Genomic DNA, 18,379 nt, shown 5'->3' on the forward strand with positions numbered 1-18,379 from the left:
TCATTCATGCCAAAGGTCAGTCCTGAACTGTTGTCCATCCTGCGCTGCCCCGTGTCGGGTTCACCGCTGGTCCAGGAGGGTGAGGAACTGGTCTCCACCGCTGGAGACTCCACCGGGAAAAAGCTCCGCTACGCCATCGAGGACGGCATCCCGCTGCTCTTGCCGCCGGAGCTCCTCGCCGCGGCCCATGCAGCCACCTCCGGCCAGCACGATTCCAAGGCTTAACCCACACTTCTTCACCCATTCCGCACGGTACCCCTAAGGACTTCCATGACTTTCGACTTCAAAGTGGCTGACATCACCCTTGCGGAGGCTGGCCGCCACCAGATCCGCCTTGCCGAGCACGAGATGCCGGGCCTGATGTCCCTCCGCGCCGAATTCGGTGCTTCCCAGCCGCTCAAGGGGGCCCGGATTGCCGGCTCCCTGCACATGACCGTCCAGACGGCGGTCCTCATCGAGACCCTCACGGCCCTGGGCGCTGAGGTCCGTTGGGCTTCCTGCAACATCTTCTCCACCCAGGACGAAGCCGCTGCCGCCGTCGTGGTCGGTAAGGGAACCCCGGAAGATCCGCAGGGTGTTCCGGTCTTTGCCTGGAAGGGCGAGACGCTGGAGGAATACTGGTGGACTGCCGAGCAGATCCTCACTTGGCCCGGCGCCGACACCAACCCGGAGTTGGGCCCCAACATGATTCTCGACGACGGCGGCGACGCCACGCTGCTGCTGCACAAGGGCGTGGATTTCGAGGCCGCCGGAGCCGTTCCCACCGCCACCGAGGAGGACCCGGAAGAATACGTCCTCATCCTGGACCTCCTCCGCAGGACCCTGGCAGCTGATCCGCAGAAGTGGACCCGTCTTGCTGCACGCATCGAGGGTGTCACGGAAGAAACCACCACAGGCGTCCACCGCCTGTACCAGCTCGCCGAGCAGGGCAAGCTGCTGTTCCCGGCCATCAATGTCAACGACTCCGTCACCAAGAGCAAGTTCGACAACAAATACGGCATCCGCCACTCCCTTCCTGACGGCATCAACCGTGCTACCGACGTCCTCATGGGCGGCAAAGTAGCTGTCGTCTGCGGCTATGGCGACGTCGGCAAGGGCGCTGCAGAGGCACTGCGTGGCCAGGGTTCGCGCGTCATCGTGACCGAAATCGATCCCATTTGCGCCTTGCAGGCTGCCATGGATGGGTACCAGGTTGCGAAGCTGGAGACGGTCCTGGCCCAGGGTGACATCTTCATCACCACTACCGGCAACAAAGACGTCATCATGGCAGAGCACATGCTGGGCATGAAGAACAAGGCCATCGTTGGCAACATCGGCCACTTTGACAATGAGATCGACATCGCCGGGCTGGCGAAGATCCCGGGTGTCAGGAAAGTGGAGATCAAGCCCCAGGTCCACGAATGGGTGTTCGAAGAAGGTACGGATTCCGAGCGGTCCATCATCGTGCTGTCCGAGGGCCGCCTCCTCAACCTGGGCAACGCCACGGGACACCCGTCGTTCGTGATGAGCAACTCCTTCGCCAACCAGACCATCGCGCAGATTGAGCTCTGGACCAAGAAGGACCAGCCCGCCGGAGAACGCGAGTATGGGAAGCAGGTTTACGTGCTTCCGAAGATCCTGGACGAGAAGGTAGCGCGGCTCCACCTGGACGCCTTGGGTGTCGAGCTGACCGAACTCAGCAAGGACCAGGCCGAATACCTGGACCTGGACGTTGCTGGTCCTTACAAGCCGGAGCACTACCGCTACTAAAGCGGGCCAGCACTACCCAAATCGATGGCGAAAGGCCGGACACGCGAGCAGCGTGGCCGGCCTTTCGGCTAGGATTGGGTGTTCAGTATTGCTTGCCGGGGGACAGGAAGACGGAAAACATGACGGAAGTCGCCAAACGGAAGACGGGCAAGATCCTTGCCATCGCAGGGATCTGCGCCGCTATTGCCGTGGGCGGAATTGGTGTTGCTACCGTGCCCGGACTGCTGGCCGGCCCTTCGCAGGACGGCGGCCCTGCGGCGTCTCCCACGGCAACTGTGGAAGCAAAGCCCGTGGAGTTGGGAATCACCCCGCTGGACGGTGCCATCGAGTGGAACCCCGTGGTGGGCCCGCAGATCAAAGCAGTCAACGGCAAGGTCAAAGACGTCGTCCTGGCTCCGGTAGCCGGCGGCGCGCCTGTCCAGGGCAAGACCAGCCCGGATGGAAGCACGTGGACTACCTCGGAAGTACTGAAGTTTAAAACCCAGTACAACTATTCCTTCACCGTGGTGGATACCGCCGGGAAGGAAACCAAGAAGACCCAAACCTTCACCACCGTTTCCGCAGCCTATGAGGCCGATGCTTCCATCTACCCCCGGAACGGAACCACGGCCGGGTCAGGCCAGCCCATCGAGATCAACTTCAGCGAGCCCGTGGTGGACAAGGCTGCCATGGAGAAGCGTGTGGCCATCACGGTGTCCTCCGGCCAGCCCGTGGCGTGGCATTGGTATTCGGACACGAAGGTGCGGATCCGTCCCGAAGCTTTCTGGGCTTCAGGGACCACCGTCACAGTGGATATGAAACTCCTGGGCGTCGACTTTGGCAACAAGATGATCGGCAACGCGGACGTGGTGTCCACGTTCACTACCGGTCCCCAGCGTGTGGCCGTAGTGGATGACAACACCAAGACCATGAACGTGTATTCGGACGGGCAGCTGGTGCACACTGCGCCTGTGTCGCTCGGCGGGGAAGACTGGCTGTCTCCTACCGGCTATGCCGTGATCATGGAGCAGGAACGCCACTCCAACTTCAACGCGGGGACCATTGGCTTGAAGCCGGGTGACAAGGGCTACTATCCACCGCTGGTAGTGGAGTACGCCAACCGGTTGACCTGGTCCGGCGTTTATGTCCATCAGGCCCTTGAAGCGGCCTGGAGCTCCATCGGGGTTGCCAACGTTTCGCATGGTTGCGTGGGACTGCTGCCCGCAGATGCTGCCTGGTTCTTCAACAACATGAAGACCGGCGACGTCGTGCAGATCCTCAACACCGGAGCCCCCGCAGTAGAGCCCCTGGAGGGCTTCGGCGACTGGAATATCCCTTGGGCGAGCTACGCCCAGCGCTAGCCCAGCGGTTACGATAGTGGCAGTGATTATTTCCTGCGCTCTTTGACCCACCTTTCCTGTGCTGACCACATGTTGGCCCTTCACTTTGTGCTGCCCTCCTCGGTGATTCCGGGTGTCCCTGAGGGGAACCCGCCAACGGGTTCCCCGGCCTTTCCCACCGGACCCTCTTTCATCACCTGGAGCACACATGACTCTTCAACCAACCCTTCGCCCGGACTGCGGCAACTGCTTTGCCCTCTGCTGTACCGCCCTGGGATTCGTCCGTTCGGCCGACTTTGCCATCGACAAACCCGCGGCGACACCCTGCCCGAACATGTCCGCCGATTTTTCCTGCACCATCCATGAACGCCTCCGGCCGCGCGGATTCCGTGGTTGCACCGTTTTCGATTGCTTCGGCGCGGGCCAAGTGGTCTCCCAGCACACCTTTGGCGGTACCAGCTGGAGGGACCAACCCTCGTCCACGTCCTCGATGTTCGCCGTGTTCAAGGTGGTGAGGCAGCTCCACGAAATGCTCTGGTACCTGGCCGAAGCCCAGCAACGGACCTTCGACCCCGACCTCGCTTCAGCGGCCGGCCACCTGTCCGGACGCATAACAACCACCGCCCAAGGCGACGCAACAGCGATCCTTGCCACCGACGTCGAAACGCTGCATGGTGAAGTGCGGGCCCTCCTGATGGAGGTCAGCGAGGAACTACGGGCCTCCTACGGAGCCGAGGACGCGCAAACGCCCGACGACGGCCCTCGCCGGGACGGTGATCACAGCGGCGCCGACCTGATGGGCGCGAACCTGGCGAACCGACGCCTCTGCGGATCCAACTTCCGCAGTGCCTACTTGATAGGAGCAAACCTCAGGAACAGCGACCTCACGGCGGCAGACCTGTTGGGAGCCGATCTCCGGGGAGCCCACCTCCACGGCGCCGATCTCTCCAGTGCGCTCTACCTGACGCAACCGCAGATCACCGCCGCCGAAGGCGACCCCACCACCCTCCTGCCACAAAGACTCACAAAACCGGATCACTGGCGCTGAAGACTGCAACCGGGACAAGCCGGGGGGCCGGCGTCCGGCAGCCTGCGTTCAAGCGAGGAACGAGCGAGCAGGCAGAGGACGGCGGCCCCCCCGCCGCCAGCCGGTGGCAGGCACTAAACGTCAGTGAACGGCAGCTTTTGTAGTCGCTCACCGACGGTCGCGTTCCGCTGCTCCGCTTGGCGCAGCCGCACAAGTTCGCGGTTGCGTCGTTCCCCGAGGACGGCCCCGATGTAGTCCTCGGCGATGGTCCCGGAGGGCGGGAGAGGGGCCACGTATTTGGCCAGTTCGGAGGCGATGGCCGTGGCCATGGCGACCCGGGATTCCGGGGACATGAGGTAGGCCTGCTGCACGAAGGTACCGGCCCTTCGTGCAGTGGCGTCCGGGACCCTGCCGATGTCCGCCATGGCGGCCCAGGCCTGGAGGTAGTGCGGTGCCACCGGCATGATGCGCGGTTTTGAGGGAACCCGCTGGCGGAGTGAGTAAGTGCCGGCCACGATGTCGCCAAGGCGCTTGGATTTGTCGTTGAACAGTGCCACGCCGATCGCGAGGCCGCCGAAGGTCAGATAGATCTCAAGGACGCCAAGAAGCCCTCGGATGAAGGCGTGCCGGAAGCGGATGGAACCGCCGTCGTCGCGCACTATGCGAAGTCCTGTTGCGAGCTTTCCCAGGGATCGTCCACGGGTGAGGGTTTCCACGGCGACGGGAACAATGACGATGGAGAACACAACACTGCTGAGGATCAGTGCGCGGATCGCGGCGTCGTCGAGGTCCTCTGACGCCATGCCGATGAGGATGATCAGGAGTATCGCGAGGGCTACCTGCGAGATGATGTCGAGGATGAGTCCCAGCGCGCGGGCAGCAAAGGATGCCGGTCGCAGTTCGAGGACTACTGCCTCGCCTGTGATGATTGAACTCATGCCCAGCCCCCATGCCTCGCAAACGCTGCGGACGCTTGGCGTGCCCGCATCACCGAGTCTAGCGGCGGGACCCACCCCGTGCGTGGACTGAGGCGCTAGGGTGGTGCCGTGGACATCGACGCCTTCTCGGCCGTACATGGGGACAAATGGTCCAGGCTTCATTTTCTTGCGCATAAGCGCCGTCTCACGGGAGCCGAAGCCGATGAGTTGTTGCGGCTCTACCAGACGGTATCGGGGCATTTGTCCCTGATCCGCTCGGTGGCTCCGGAGACAGCGTTGTCCGCCACGCTGTCCGCAGGGCTGGCACAGGCCCGGACCCGGTTCACGGGGGCGCGCTCGAATTTCATGGAGGACCTGGCCCGGTTCTTCGTCATCGCCTTACCCGCGGCGTTCTACCGGATCCGCTGGTTGACCCTGTGGTGCGGACTGGCTTTCGTGGTGGTGGCAGGGGCGTACGCCCTGTGGATTGGAACGTCGGCGGAGGCGCTGAGGGCGGTGGGCAGTGATGCCAGGATCCAGCAGTATGTGGACGAAGACTTCATCGACTACTACTCCGAGAACCCGGCTGCCTCGTTTGCCGGCGCCGTGTGGACCAACAACGCTTGGATTTCTGCCCAGGCCGTGGCATTCGGAGTCACCGGATTTTGGGTGCCGTACATCCTGTTCATGAATGCCCAAGGCCTGGGCATTGCCGCGGGACTCTTCCTGGCGACGGGGAAGATGGATGTCTTCTTCAGCTACATCCTTCCGCATGGACTGATGGAACTGACGGCAGTGTTCATCGCCTGCGCAGCGGGCCTTAAAATCTTCTGGGCCATGGTGCGGCCGGGGCCCCGCACACGGCTGCAGGCTGTGGCTGACGAGGGGCGTTCCCTGATCACGATTGCGCTGGGGTTGGTGTTGGTCCTGCTCGTTTCCGGAATGGTGGAGGGATTCGTGACGCCCAGTCCGCTGCCCGTGTGGGTAAAGATCACCATCGGAGCCTTGGTTCTGGCCGGATATTGGGTCTACACGTTGGTGCTCGGTGGCAGGGCCGCCCGGACCGGTGTTACCGGGGACCTGGACGCGAACGACGCCGGATATCGCAGCATCGCTGCGTAGACCTTACAGTTACGTTTCGATCTGGGCGCACCCGGGGTGGCACAGCGTGTCGGCGTAAGGCCGGACGGTAGGCTCGAATGCAGACAAGAGAGCCGGCAGTACGCATTCGCCGGTGGATGCCTACGGAAGTGAAACCGCTGTGAGCGACAAGAGCCCAAAACCACAAGAACCGGACACGGACGTCCACGAGGACCCCAACGAACCGGCCTTCGACTGGATGAAGCCGAAGACCTCCGGTGGTGCCACTGCGGCGGCTCCCGCGACGCCCGCCGGCGGGCAGCCTGAAAGCCGCGCCCACCGGAAAGCTGCAGAAGCGGCCGACGTCGAGCCGGAACCCCCGCTGTTCGCTGACACTCTTGCGGGCAACTCCGCTGAGAAGCAGGAGTCGCACTATTCGGAACCTTTGCCGACGTCGGCCCTTCAGGTCCGACCACCGGAAGACGAAGTGGCCCGACGCAACGCGGAACGTGAGCAAGCCGCAAAGGTGAAGCCAATCGGACCGCGGGTTTTCCAAGTCCTGTTGGCCGTCTTCTACCCGGTGATCCTCCTGGTGCTCGCCGTTCGGGCGGTCACCAGCCCCTTGTTCCTGTGGGTGGAGTACAACCGGCCGGGTTTCCCGGGCGACGGCTATGGTTTCAGCACTGATGACCGTATGACCTACGGCTCGTACGCCGTGGACTACCTCAGCAACTGGGCAGGTCCCCGCTACCTGGGTGGCTTGGTCCACCAGGACGGTGCCAAGCTCTTCAAGGACAGCGAAGTGGCGCACATGGCTGACGTCAAGCTGGTCATCCTGTCGTCCTTCGGTGCAGGCTTGCTCCTCATCATCCTCAGCATCATCGCCGTCCTGTACCTGCGGAAGCGCAGCAACGGCGGAATCCGTCGAGGACTCTTTGCCGGATCCATCGTCACACTGGTCATCATCATTGGCCTCGCTGTCCTGGCGGCATTGAGCTGGCAGCAGTTCTTCACCGAGTTCCACCGGATCTTCTTCGCCAATGGAACCTGGACGTTCTCGCTGGAAGACACCCTCATCCGGCTCTTCCCGGGACAGTTCTGGATAGACGCGGGCATCGTCATCGGCGCGCTGGTCTTCCTCGTGGCGACGGTGACGTTCATCTTCACGTGGCCCACCAAGCGGCGTCGGGGTGCTGACACAACGGTTGACCAAGCCGAGGTCTCGGGCGATGACGCTGTTACAGATGAAGCGGACAACCTCAGCAGAGAATCAGCTGACGCCAAGCGCTAGCGGAGCCGGCTTCACGGCGTGCCCTGTGGGGGCGCCAGAACACGAACAAGCTGCTCAGGGCATCTGTGCTGGCGATGACGGTCTTACCGCTTTTCATCTCGATATTGATCTCGGGACCGCCGACGAGGTACCCGACCATGCCGGGCCCCATGTATCGGAATCCGTACCCACTGGGTCCGGCCGCGTTGTCCGTGGTCAACGTCGCGATTTCATCCTTGGGCAATGTCCGTTTGAAGATGTCGCAGAAGGCGATCACGACGTTCTGCGAGTCGACCTTGACGGTGACAGTCATGAAGGCGATGAATGAACCAGCTGCGGTGGTGACCAGCGGTGCGAAGAGCACTTCCGGTGTGTTGTTCAGGACGATCAGCACGAACAGCACCGGGCCCAGCGCAACCATCGTGAAACCCGCAATTCGCGGTATCAAGGTAGCCCGGACACGCGAGTAGTAGAGCGCGGGCATTGGTATGCGTGATGGATCTGCCATGGGTTCCCCTTTGAACGTTTGGTTCGTGAGGAAAACGCTATGGGGGGCAACATCGGCACCTAGGGAGGTGGTGCCGAAATAGGTGGCGATGTGGGCCGAATTAGGTGCTCATTCGGTTGTACTAGGTGGTGATTCGATGCGGTCTAAGTGGTGGCGCTATTTTTCGTAGAGCTTCTCCACTGCCGCTGAGAAGTCGTTGAGCACAGCGGCCCGCTTCAGTTTTAGGGAGGGCGTCAGGTGCCCCGACTCGACACTGAGTTCAGCTGTGATGAATGCGAACTTCCGGATGGACTCGGCCGCGGAGACCAGTTTGTTGGCCTCATCCACGGCGGATTGAACAGCCGCCTTCACCCGGTCGTCGCTGGCCGCTTCCGCAGGTGACAAAGCACCTACCTTGTTCTCGGCGCACCAGTCGGCAAGTCCCTCGGGGTCCAGGCTCACCAGTGCGGCGACGAAGGGACGGCCGTCGCCCACCACCACTGCCTGGCCCACCAGAGGGTGCTCGCGGAGCTTCTCCTCCAAAGGTGCGGGGGCCACGTTCTTGCCACCGGCAGTGACCAGGAGGTCCTTCTTCCTGCCGGTGATGGTCAGGAAGCCATCGGCGTCGAGTTCGCCGAGGTCGCCGGTACGGAAGAAGCCATCAACAAACGCAGCTTCGGTGGCCGCTTCATTGGCGTGGTAGCCCTTGAAGACGCCAATGCCCTTGACCAGCACCTCCCCGTCCTGGGCCACCCGGATGGTGGTGCCGGGAAGGGGAATCCCGACAGTACCGATACGGGACATGCTGGGCGTATTGACGGTGCACGGTGCGGTGGTCTCCGTCAGGCCGTAGCCCTCCAGTACGGGAACGCCGGCACCATGGAAGAAATGGTTGTCACGCAGGCTGAGGGGACTGGCACCGGAAACCGTGTAGCGCACATTACCGCCGAAAACCTCACGGACCTTGGGATAGAGAAGCTTGTTGAACGCGGTGTGCTTCATGCCCAAAAGCCACCCCGGACCGGGTCCCTGCCCACGCGCGGCGAGGTCCACCGCCGTCGAATACTCCACAGCGGTTGCTGACGCTGCGGAGAAGAGCGCCGACTTTCCACTCATGGCGGCTTTGTGCCCGGCGCCGGCGTAGACCTTTTCAAAGATGCGCGGCACAGCGAGCAGGAAAGTGGGCTTAAAAGTACTGAGGTCTGCCATCAGCCCATTGGCACCCGCGCTGTGGCCGAGCGTGATGCCCGCGGTGAGGCACACCACCTGGACTGCCCTGGCGAGTACGTGCGCCAACGGCAGGAACATCAGCGTCCGCGCTCCCTGCTGCATCAGCAGCTCGGGAAGGAACGGGATGACGTTCCGTGCCACCAGGACAAAGTTGCCGTGGGTGATTTCGCAGCCTTTGGGCTTGCCAGTGGTTCCGGAGGTGTAGACGATCGAGGCGATGTCGGCGAGAGTCGCTGCGCTGCGCTGGCGCTCCAGCTCGGCGTCCATGACGCCAACCCCGACGGCGGAGACGCTGGTCAGGTTGGGGGCGTCGCCGTCGTGCTCCATCCGCATGATCGCCACGGGATCGTCCCCGAGTGCAGTGGACCGGTTCACCAGGGCGTGGACGAGATCTGCTTTGGCCGTGTCCTCCACGAAGATGCGCCGGGCGCCTGAATCGGCCAGGATCCACTCGATCTGGCTCGGGGACGACGTCTCGTAAATGGGCACCGTCACGCCGCCGGCCATCCAGATGGCGAAGTCCACCAACGTCCACTCGAAGCTGGACCGGGAGAGGACCGCTACGGGGTCGCCGGGATTGAGGCCTCCGGCGATCAGTCCTTTGGCGAGTGCACTGACATCGGCGAGGAACCTGGCTGCGGATACATTCAGCCAACCGTTCGCCGTCTTGTGGGCGTACAGGATGCCGAACGGATCCTTGGCACAGCGTTCCAGGAGGAGGTCAGTCACATTGCTGTCAGGATGGGCCTCGACCAGAAGCTCCGTGCTGGCTTCCCTCACTGCTTGCCTCCTAAATCCACGATGGCATCCACATTCTCATCCGCCACTCCTGATAGCTGATGACCTCTGCGGTCAGGACCGGATAGAAGAACGCCGTTGCCAGGACCGCCAGTACCAGGACCAGGCCCACCACATAGAGCCCGGACCGTCGCCGCCAAGGGGGATCACTGCTTCGGCCGAGCACCAAGCCCAGGACGTAGGTCAGGCCAAGCACCAGGAACGGTTCGAAGGACACAGCGTAGAAGATGAACATGGTGCGTTCCGGATACATGAACCACGGAAGGTATCCGGCGGCAACTCCGGCGAGGATGGCACCTGCGCGCCAATCCCGCCTGCCGGCCCACCAGAACAGCAAGATGACCAAGGCGATGGTTCCGCCCCACCACACCACTGGATTACCCACCGGCAGGATGGCCGAGGAACAGGTCTCCACCACGCAGCCAGGAGTGCCCTGCTTGGGTGTTTGGTAATAGAACGAGGTAGGCCGGCCCATGAGGAGCCAGGTCCACGGGCTGGACTCATACGGGTGGTCCGAGCTGAGGCCCTGATGGAACTTGTACGCCTCAAGGTGGTAGTGCGCCAGGGACCGCACGGAATTGGGCAGCCAATCCCAACCCGCTGAGGGGTTCGTGGCGGCCCATTGACGGTAGTAGGCGTCCTTGGAGAGGAACCACCCCGTCCACGTTGCCACATAGGTCAAGGCAGCCACTGGAATGATGGTGACGAAGGCAAACAGGCCGTCCTTGAGGATTCCTGCGCTGAACCAACTGCGGATGCCGGCAATGCGCCGGGCGCTCACGTCCCACAGGACCGTCATCAAACCGAAGGCGGCCACGAAGAACAACGCTGACCATTTGGTTCCCACAGCCAAACCAAGGCAGATCCCGGCAACCAGGCGCCACCAACGCATTCCGAGCCAAGGGCCGGCCACCAATTGAGTGGGGGATGGGCGGCCCAGCGGCGAAGCAGCCGCCTGTGCGGCGAGGCGGGAAGCCAGACGACGGCGGCCGTCGTCGCGGTCCATCAGCAGGGCGCCGAAGGCGGCGAGGATCCAGAACGCCAGGAAGACGTCCAGCAAAGCCGTCCGGGAGAGCACCAGGTGGTGGCCGTCAATGGCGAGCAGGAGCCCGGCAACGGCGCCAAGTGTGTGCGAACGGAAGAGCTTCAGGGCGATGAGGGAGACGAGGAAAACGGTCAGGGTCCCCGTCAGCGCTGCACCGAAACGCCAACCGAAAGGATTGTCACCGCCGAACAGCCACATGCCAAAGGTGATCATCCACTTGCCCACCGGCGGATGGACAACATACTCCGGGGTGTTGAGCAGGACGTTCGGGTTGCCGGCGTTGAAGGAGTCATTGGCGTTCGCGGGCCAGCTGCGCTCATAGCCGCTCAGCAAATAGGAATAGGCGTCCTTGACGTAGTACGTCTCATCGAACACCAGGCTGTGCGGGGCATCCAGCCGGAAGAACCGGAGAATGCCGCCCAGCACGGCAGTGATGGTGGGGATCAGCCAGAACCATAGACGCAACGACGCCGGGTAGTCACGCCAACTCTGGATCCCGCCGATCAGGCGCTCCCTGAGGGCCTGCGCTGTGTAAGCCTCGGTTGGCCGGGCGATCCACCGGTGGTGTTCAAGCCCGCGGCCTGGAAGGGGCGCTGCCAAGGTGTCGTCCAATGCCGCGGTGCGCCGCGAACGCGTCACGTCCCCGGTGGGCCTGGCCGATGCCTGCCTGTTGCTGTCTGCGGCAGCGGGGGCATCGGATCCACCGGTTGCAGGGGACGCCACAGGAGTTCCGGAAGTGGTGGCAGGAACGGGCGACTGGTTCACCCGCCCATGCTACCTTTCCATCCTTGTCACAGCGTTGAGGTGCGGTGTTGGAGGCACCGCGGCATTAGGCTTGGCAGGTGGACGAACAGCGCAGCACCCCGGACGAGGCTCCCTTCAGCGACGACCTGGACGAGGCAGTTCCTGCTGCCGGCGCCGGCGCAACTGCGGGGATTGGCAGGATTGTGCTTGCGGCTACCCCGATCGGAAACGTGGGCGACGCATCGTCCCGGCTGATTGAACTCCTTGCAACTGCGGACATTGTTGCCGCAGAAGACACCCGGCGTCTGCACCGGCTGGTGACGGCCTTGGGCGTGGAGGTCTCCGGACGGGTTATCAGCTACCACGAGCACAACGAGGTTGCCAAGACCGGCGAATTGCTTGACCACGTTCGCGCCGGAAAGACCATCCTCATGGTCAGCGACGCTGGAATGCCCGCCGTCTCGGACCCCGGGTTCCGTTTGGTGGAGGGCGCTGTTGCTGCGGGCCTGACCGTCACTGCCGTCCCGGGCCCGTCTGCCGTGCTGACAGCCTTGGCACTCTCCGGGCTCCCCACTGACCGTTTTTGCTTCGAAGGATTCCTGCCACGTAAGGCGGGGGAGCGGAACTCACGCCTCGCCGACCTGGCAGACGAGCGCCGCACCATGGTCTTCTTCGAGGCCCCGCACCGGCTCGAAGTGATGCTCCGGGCACTGCACGAACGGTTTGGAGCCGACCGCCGCGCAGCTGTATGCCGTGAGCTGACCAAGACCTACGAGGAAGTCATCCGCGGAACGCTGCGCGAACTGCTGGAGTGGGCAGAGAACAACGAAGTCCGCGGCGAAATCGCGGTGGTGGTTGGTGGTGCGCCTGAACAAGAGCCCGGCAAACCCGAGGACCACGTGGCAGCCGTGAACCAACTCATGTCCCAAGGCATCCGGCTGAAGGAAGCCGTGGCAGCAGTGGCTGACGATGCCCGCGTCAGCAAGCGGGAGCTGTACTCGGCGGTACTCGCGGCCCGCTGATCCGTGCTGTGCACCTGCACAAATTGGCGCCTGCATGGCAGTGCGTGAAGGCGTAGACACTCCTTCTCGCGGGGCAGTACCGTGGCAGTAATTCACGCCACTTCCGGCAACGAACCCCCGTGGTGCAATTCTCCAAAGCACCCAAGACGAAGGAGTCGCCATGACTGTCACGGTTGAACGCGAAAGCGAACTGCTGGCTTCCGTCCCTACCGGCCTGCTGATCAACGGTCAGTGGCGCCCGGCCGGTTCCGGAAAGACCTTTGATGTTGAGGACCCTGCCACGGGCAAGGTCCTGCTCAGCATCTCCGACGCCGGTGCTGAAGACGGCGCCGCGGCGCTCGACGCCGCTGCTGCCGCCCAGGCTGATTGGGCCCGCACCGCACCGCGCGAACGCGGCGAAATCCTGCGCCGGGCCTTTGAACTGGTCACCGAGCGTGCCGAAGACTTTGCACTGCTGATGACACTGGAAATGGGCAAGCCCCTGGCCGAAGCCCGTGGTGAAGTCACCTACGGTGCCGAATTCCTGCGCTGGTTCTCCGAAGAAGCGGTCCGCGTCTCAGGCCGGTACTCCGCAGCACCTGACGGCAAGAACCGCCTCCTCGTGCAGAAGAAGCCGGTAGGTCCCTGCCTGCTGATCACCCCGTGGAACTTCCCGCTGGCCATGGCCACCCGCAAGGTAGCCCCCGCCGTCGCCGCTGGCTGCACCATGGTGCTCAAGCCCGCAAACCTGACCCCGCTGACCAGCCTGCTGTTCGCCCAGGTCATGCAGGAAGCCGGCCTCCCCGCCGGTGTCCTGAACGTCATCCAGACCTCCACCGCAGGTGCTGTCACCGGCCCCCTGATCAAGGACGACCGCCTCCGCAAGATCTCCTTCACCGGCTCCACGCCGGTGGGCCAGGCCCTGATCCGCGAAGCCGCGGACAAGGTCCTGCGCACCTCCATGGAGCTCGGTGGCAACGCCCCGTTCGTCGTCTTCGAGGACGCCGACCTGGACAAGGCCGTTGAAGGTGCCATTGCCGCCAAGATGCGCAACATGGGCGAAGCCTGCACCGCAGCCAACCGCTTCATCGTCCACGAGTCCATCGCCGACTCCTTCGCCGAGAAGTTCGCCGCCAAGATCGGCTCCCTCACCACAGCACGCGGCACCGAACCTGAGTCCAAGGTTGGCCCGCTGATCGACGGCAAGGCCCGCGACGGCGTTCACGCCCTCGTCAGCGAAGCCGTAGCAGGAGGTGCCACCGCCGTCACCGGTGGTGCCGCCGTCGACGGTCCCGGCTACTTCTACCAGCCCACCGTGCTGAAGAACGTCGCCGCCGACGCCCGCATCCTCCAGGAAGAGATCTTCGGCCCGGTAGCGCCGATCATCACCTTCTCCACCGAAGACGACGCAGTCCGCCTGGCCAACAACACCGAATACGGCCTGGTTGCCTACGTCTTCACCAAGGACCTCAACCGTGGCCTGCGCATCAGCGAACGCATCGAGACCGGCATGCTCGGCCTCAACGCCGGTGTCATCTCCAACGCCGCCGCACCGTTCGGTGGCGTCAAGCAGTCCGGCCTGGGCCGCGAAGGCGGCTCCGAAGGCATCGAAGAGTACCTCTACACCCAGTACGTAGGTATCGCGGACCCGTACGCCGACTAGGCTGCTCTTTCCACCAAAGAGCCCCGTCCGCCGCTCTCGCAACAAGAACGGCTGTGACACGCAAGGGCCCGGCTCCTGGAACCACAAGTTCCAGGAGCCGGGCCCTTTGCTTTCAAGCTAGCGCCGTTGTGGAAGCACGCCGCGGAGCGTCCGCCACCACCGGGCGAACCCGCGCCCAACCACCGTAGCGAGCGACCCCACGGACCGGAACGGCGCCCCGAGCGCGTGGACCCACCGGCGCATCATCGACGGCGGCAGCCAGTCCGCGCGGAAGCGCACCAACCAGCGGGCATTGTTCCGCAACGTTTCACGCACGACGGCGATCCGCGTCGCCGCAGCTGGTGTCGCCGCTGGTCCCGTCTGGCGGCCATAACGCTGCCGTTCGAAGTCCGAGGTGAGCGAGGCAACCGCCACGTGCGCGGCGTCGTCCATTCCACTCGCGTCTCCGAGGGCGGCACTGGAGCGAAGCCTGGTGGAGAAGTGCCTCGGCGTTTCGCTGGGCGTGGAGGGTAAACCGTAGTCCGTCGCCAGGTCCTGCAGTTCCGCCCACGCCAGCTCCGGGGCCGGATCCTTGTAGCCGGGCTGCAAGGCGTCGGCCTCATCCGGGGGTTTTTGGTTCAGGCGCCGCCGCCGCAGGATGGTCCTGCTCAGCCGCGGAGACCACAGGAAGGCAAGCAACAACGCCACGGCTGCTGCGGCCCCGCCGATGACCGGCAGCGGGTTCGCACTGGGGGAACCGGTCGCCGGGGTTTCCACGCCAGGAAGCGGAACCGGGGCGGGCGTGGCCGGGGCCGGTGTGGTCAGGACTTCTTTCTCGTCCGCATTGGTGCTGAGGTTGCTGGGAACAGAGGTTTCCGTCGCGTAATCGGGAGGGACGCCACGGGACGGCGTCGGCTCAAACGGGACCCAACCGAGTCCTTCGAAGTACAACTCTGGCCACGCGTGCGCATCCCGGGCGTCTACCTCGTACTCAGGGAAGGATCCTTGGCCGACCAACGCCACGGACTCGCCCGTGAGCCGGCCTGGTGCGTAGCCCACGGCGATGCGGCTCGGAATACCTTCAGCCCGGGCCATGACGGCCATCGCCGAGGAGAAATGGACGCAGTAGCCGCTCTTGACGGCCAGGAAATCGGCCAGGACAGAAAGCCCGTTGCCGTCATATCCGTTCTGCACCGGCGCCTGCAGGGAGTACGTAAATTCACCGGAGCGCAGGTACTTCTGGATAGCCAAGGCCTTGCCGTAGTTGCTCCCGGCGGACGCCGTAACGGAATCCGCCGTTTGCCTCACGATGTCAGGAAGGTTGCCCGGAATCCGGAGGAAATCCTCTGAGATGCCTTGGGGAGCCGCTGTGGCCTGGGACAGGGATTCTGCCGTGACCTTGGGTGCTCCGGAAAATACCACGTACCGTTGCGCACGCGTGGTGGTCTCGGTGCTCATGATGCTTAGTGTGGCCGGGTCCCAGGTCCAGCGCCCGTTGAGGCCGTTCACTGAGGCAGGGGCAAACGGGGCAGGAAGGTAGGGGCTGGTGAAGAGGCCGGCATTCACGGACGTCACGGTGTTGACCACTTCTGCCTGGACGGAGTAGCCCGTTTCCAGTCTGTCGGCGCCCGCGCGCCGCTGGGCCGCACGGTCGTCCGGGGCCCAGGTTTCGCCGTCGAAGTGGTCAATGGTGACGGACCTCAGGTAGAGCGGCCCGCTGGCACTCGTGGCGTAGGTAATGCGGCCCGACCCCGTGGGGCTCCGGAGGCTGTTGCCCAGGGTGATCATGGGATTGAGCCCGTTGGAAGTTCCCCACGGACTCAGCCGGGATCCCTGGGGGAAGGTCCCTGTCTCGAACCCCGGGATGGCCAGCGGAACCACCATGGCCAGGGCCAGCGCCAGGCCGCCCGTCACCAGTGAACGCTTGAACTGGCCGGCGCCCCGCCCCGAACCGGACTGGAGCCTGGCGTCAGGGGCGAACCAGTGGCTGCACCCGAGAATCAGCAGATATCCCACAGCAGCGCCGAGGAAGCCTGCAACTCCCACGCTCTGGGGTTTGATGGTGGCTGGAACCACCATGACCGAGAGGAGCCCAATGCCGCTGGCCGCCGGCATCGCCAAGGGGACTGCCAACGCGTCGATCAAAATCACCAAGAGCCCCAGGCAGGCGCACATGACGAAGACGATCCCGGCGTTGGGCGCCACAGGAGCGCTTTCGGAGACCACCGTCTCGGCAGCACGTTTGATGAGGCGTCCGACGGCGGTGAACGTCCCGGCCGTGGGGATGAAACCCGCCAGGCTTTCCTGCCGGAAGAACGTAAAGCTGAGAATCCCCGCGAGCGAGGCAAAGGAACCAAGGGTGGCCAACAGCGGCTTGGCCCGGAGTGCCCGAAGAAGAGCCAAGGTCAGCGCGACAACCAGCACCGTGGTGATCAAGGGCATGAACCAGGCCCAGCCCCTGAGGACGCCGTTCAAGGACAAGGCAGCGCCCAGAACGGCAACAACGATCGACACCGCCATGACCCAGGGGTAAGGCCCTGGCCCCGGGGTTTGCGGCCGCGGGGACCCGGACGGCTTCGGACCGGACGTTCCGCCGGGTTGGACCGGTGCGGGAGTGCCGAGGTGGGACGTCGCTGTCATCGGGGAACCGCCGCTCCACGACGGACGTCCATGGCCGATCCTGCCGCGGCCACGATTCCCCCTTCGTCAAAGGAGGACCAAGCGGCCGCCAGTTGGGTCCTGGAGGTCACCACAGCCACGCGCCAACCGGCCAGGCGCAGGATCTCCAATACGTCATCATTGTTCCGGGCGGAGTCAGTGACCATCAGCGCGAAAGCATTGGCTCCGTAGGCTGCCGCGGGTGCCAGGGACCTGGCCTCAGCGGGAGTCAGCGTGCCGAGGAGCGCTAGAAGAGGGCCGCGAAGACGGTGGGCGGCGAGCTTATCCATGAGCCGGTCATCGAAGGCAGCATCGGCGGAATCAGCGGTGGCTGGGCCCGTTGGAGCGTCTGCCCTGTGGTGCTCCGCCCGGACATGCCTGGGACCGCTGAGTTCGATGGCGGCCAATCCTTCAGCGATGGCCTGCAAGCCTCCGATGCCCGAGAACTCTTCGGTATCCGGTTCCGGTGCCGAGCGCGAACGGATGAATGCCGGGCTCCCGAAAACATCCAGCACCCGCAACGAGTAATTCCACTCCGCCAGATGGGCCGCAACGGACATCGCTGCCGTCACCACCCATTCAAAACCGGGGCTGGTTACCAGGTCCGAGTCCTCGTCATGGGCTCCAAACATGGAACCTGTTCCTGCGGCAAAAGCCGTGAAGCGCTGGTCCAGGATGAGGGTGGCTTCCGGGGTAGTGACCGATTCCTCCTGGCGGACCATCAGTTGCCCGTGGCGTGCCGTAGCCGCCCAATGCACGCGGCGCATGGGATCGCCGTGCCGGTACTCACGGGTCATGATGTCGTCGTCGCTGGGGTTGGCCCTGATGCGCGTGGCGGTCACGCCATCGTTGCCGCGCGCGCCGGCAAGTCCGGTGACGGGAAGTTCGACGGCGGCCGGCGTCACGGTGAGGATGTCGCCGTCGTCGATCGCATGCCGCCGCAGCGACAAACCGAAGGGGTCACTGAACTCTGCCGTCACCGGGCCGATGCGGAACTGTCCGCGTTTGCCGGAGCGGAGATGGTATTCGTAACGGCTGGTGCCTCCGGATGCTGAGCGGGCCGGAAAACGGAACGCCGGCGGCTCGCCGAAGCGGGGAGGCAGCTGCTCCTCCATGATCACGTGCCCTGTGGAATACGAGGACCGTGCTACCGCCAAACGAACGGTGGTGGTGCTGGCAGTTTCCACAGTGGAGGGGTTGAACTCCCGGTACACCTGGAATTTGGGCTTCAGAACCCGCACCCCGGCGAGGGCCACCATTGGCAGGAGAAGCAACAAGACCGCGAGCGTCAGGAGATCCCGCCTGCCCATGACCCAGGCACACCCCAGTGAGACGGCACCGGCCGCCAGCAATCCCCAGCCGCGGTTGGTAAATAAATGCTTGGGGAGCCGATCTACGAGCGCCATTCCTGC

The 18,379-nt window shown here is 64.0% G+C and carries 14 protein-coding genes; 8 read left to right on the top strand and 6 right to left on the bottom strand.

The annotated features are described in order from the left end of the window. The first annotated feature begins 6 nt into the window (after positions 1–6). From AYX22_RS07175 to AYX22_RS07190, 4 genes are all read left to right on the top strand, one after another. Positions 7–225: a Trm112 family protein gene (locus AYX22_RS07175; protein ID WP_207596818.1), complete on the top strand. Its 219-nt coding sequence runs from the start codon at positions 7–9 to the stop codon at positions 223–225. A gap of 45 nt (positions 226–270) precedes the next feature. Further along, a complete protein-coding gene (gene ahcY, locus AYX22_RS07180; RefSeq protein ID WP_207596819.1) occupies positions 271–1,749 on the top strand; it encodes an adenosylhomocysteinase in 1,479 nt (492 codons plus the stop codon). A gap of 119 nt (positions 1,750–1,868) precedes the next feature. Beyond that, positions 1,869–3,089 carry an Ig-like domain-containing protein gene (locus tag AYX22_RS07185; RefSeq protein ID WP_207596820.1) on the top strand — a complete coding sequence of 407 codons (1,221 nt, stop codon included), beginning with the start codon at positions 1,869–1,871 and terminating at the stop codon, positions 3,087–3,089. 187 nt (positions 3,090–3,276) lie between these two features. Next, positions 3,277–4,116: a pentapeptide repeat-containing protein gene (locus AYX22_RS07190; protein WP_207596821.1), complete on the top strand. Its 840-nt coding sequence runs from the start codon at positions 3,277–3,279 to the stop codon at positions 4,114–4,116. Between the two features lie 113 nt (positions 4,117–4,229). Here AYX22_RS07190 and AYX22_RS07195 read toward each other — a convergent pair whose 3' ends face one another. Then, on the bottom strand, positions 4,230–5,033 hold the full coding sequence (locus tag AYX22_RS07195; RefSeq protein WP_207596822.1) for an RDD family protein: 804 nt from the start codon (positions 5,031–5,033) through the stop codon (positions 4,230–4,232). Between the two features lie 108 nt (positions 5,034–5,141). On the opposite strand from AYX22_RS07195, the gene AYX22_RS07200 reads away from it, so the two are divergent. Together AYX22_RS07200 and AYX22_RS07205 are read left to right on the top strand one after the other, a co-directional pair. Beyond that, positions 5,142–6,134 (top strand): stage II sporulation protein M, encoded by a 993-nt coding sequence (locus AYX22_RS07200; protein ID WP_207596823.1) that lies wholly within the window; start codon positions 5,142–5,144, stop codon positions 6,132–6,134. A gap of 139 nt (positions 6,135–6,273) precedes the next feature. Then, complete coding sequence (locus AYX22_RS07205) at positions 6,274–7,383, top strand: TIGR01906 family membrane protein (RefSeq protein ID WP_242703558.1); 1,110 nt, start codon at positions 6,274–6,276, stop codon at positions 7,381–7,383. On the opposite strand, the gene AYX22_RS07210 is transcribed toward AYX22_RS07205, so the two are convergent. From AYX22_RS07210 to AYX22_RS07220, 3 genes are all read right to left on the bottom strand, one after another. Then, complete coding sequence (locus AYX22_RS07210; RefSeq protein ID WP_207596824.1) at positions 7,352–7,870, bottom strand: hypothetical protein; 519 nt, start codon at positions 7,868–7,870, stop codon at positions 7,352–7,354. The two genes, AYX22_RS07205 and AYX22_RS07210, sit on opposite strands and share 32 nt — an antisense overlap. A gap of 156 nt (positions 7,871–8,026) precedes the next feature. Next, positions 8,027–9,859: an AMP-dependent synthetase/ligase gene (locus tag AYX22_RS07215; RefSeq protein ID WP_207596825.1), complete on the bottom strand. Its 1,833-nt coding sequence runs from the start codon at positions 9,857–9,859 to the stop codon at positions 8,027–8,029. A gap of 10 nt (positions 9,860–9,869) precedes the next feature. Next, positions 9,870–11,687 carry a phospholipid carrier-dependent glycosyltransferase gene (locus AYX22_RS07220; RefSeq protein ID WP_242703559.1) on the bottom strand — a complete coding sequence of 606 codons (1,818 nt, stop codon included), beginning with the start codon at positions 11,685–11,687 and terminating at the stop codon, positions 9,870–9,872. 125 nt (positions 11,688–11,812) lie between these two features. Between AYX22_RS07220 and rsmI the strand changes: the two genes are divergently transcribed. Together rsmI and AYX22_RS07230 are read left to right on the top strand one after the other, a co-directional pair. After that, on the top strand, positions 11,813–12,688 hold the full coding sequence (gene rsmI / locus AYX22_RS07225) for a 16S rRNA (cytidine(1402)-2'-O)-methyltransferase (protein WP_242703619.1): 876 nt from the start codon (positions 11,813–11,815) through the stop codon (positions 12,686–12,688). A 160-nt stretch (positions 12,689–12,848) separates the two neighbouring features. Next, complete coding sequence (locus tag AYX22_RS07230) at positions 12,849–14,330, top strand: NAD-dependent succinate-semialdehyde dehydrogenase (RefSeq protein WP_026542786.1); 1,482 nt, start codon at positions 12,849–12,851, stop codon at positions 14,328–14,330. Positions 14,331–14,447: 117 nt separating this feature from the next. Here AYX22_RS07230 and AYX22_RS07235 read toward each other — a convergent pair whose 3' ends face one another. Both AYX22_RS07235 and AYX22_RS07240 read right to left on the bottom strand, forming a co-directional pair. Beyond that, the gene (locus AYX22_RS07235) at positions 14,448–16,949 is read right to left on the bottom strand and encodes a DUF3488 and transglutaminase-like domain-containing protein (protein ID WP_207596826.1); all 2,502 of its coding nucleotides are present in this window, start codon (positions 16,947–16,949) and stop codon (positions 14,448–14,450) included. Next, positions 16,946–18,373 carry a DUF58 domain-containing protein gene (locus AYX22_RS07240; RefSeq protein WP_207596827.1) on the bottom strand — a complete coding sequence of 476 codons (1,428 nt, stop codon included), beginning with the start codon at positions 18,371–18,373 and terminating at the stop codon, positions 16,946–16,948. The genes AYX22_RS07235 and AYX22_RS07240 overlap by 4 nt, the downstream gene beginning before the upstream one ends. Between the last annotated feature and the right edge of the window lie 6 nt (positions 18,374–18,379).

The organism is Arthrobacter sp. D5-1, from assembly GCF_017357425.1.
Taxonomy (GTDB): domain Bacteria; phylum Actinomycetota; class Actinomycetes; order Actinomycetales; family Micrococcaceae; genus Arthrobacter.

Bases quoted from the DNA above. Each gene is read 5' to 3' on its own strand.
- AYX22_RS07190 (WP_207596821.1), top strand. From the start codon at position 3,277: ATGACTCTTCAACCAACCCTTCGCCCGGACTGCGGCAACTGCTTTGCC.
- AYX22_RS07230 (WP_026542786.1), top strand. From the start codon at position 12,849: ATGACTGTCACGGTTGAACGCGAAAGCGAACTGCTGGCTTCCGTCCCT.
- AYX22_RS07240 (WP_207596827.1), bottom strand. From the start codon at position 18,373: ATGGCGCTCGTAGATCGGCTCCCCAAGCATTTATTTACCAACCGCGGC.
- AYX22_RS07175 (WP_207596818.1), top strand. From the start codon at position 7: ATGCCAAAGGTCAGTCCTGAACTGTTGTCCATCCTGCGCTGCCCCGTG.
- AYX22_RS07195 (WP_207596822.1), bottom strand. From the start codon at position 5,033: ATGAGTTCAATCATCACAGGCGAGGCAGTAGTCCTCGAACTGCGACCG.
- AYX22_RS07235 (WP_207596826.1), bottom strand. From the start codon at position 16,949: ATGACAGCGACGTCCCACCTCGGCACTCCCGCACCGGTCCAACCCGGC.
- ahcY (WP_207596819.1), top strand. From the start codon at position 271: ATGACTTTCGACTTCAAAGTGGCTGACATCACCCTTGCGGAGGCTGGC.
- AYX22_RS07185 (WP_207596820.1), top strand. From the start codon at position 1,869: ATGACGGAAGTCGCCAAACGGAAGACGGGCAAGATCCTTGCCATCGCA.
- AYX22_RS07210 (WP_207596824.1), bottom strand. From the start codon at position 7,870: ATGGCAGATCCATCACGCATACCAATGCCCGCGCTCTACTACTCGCGT.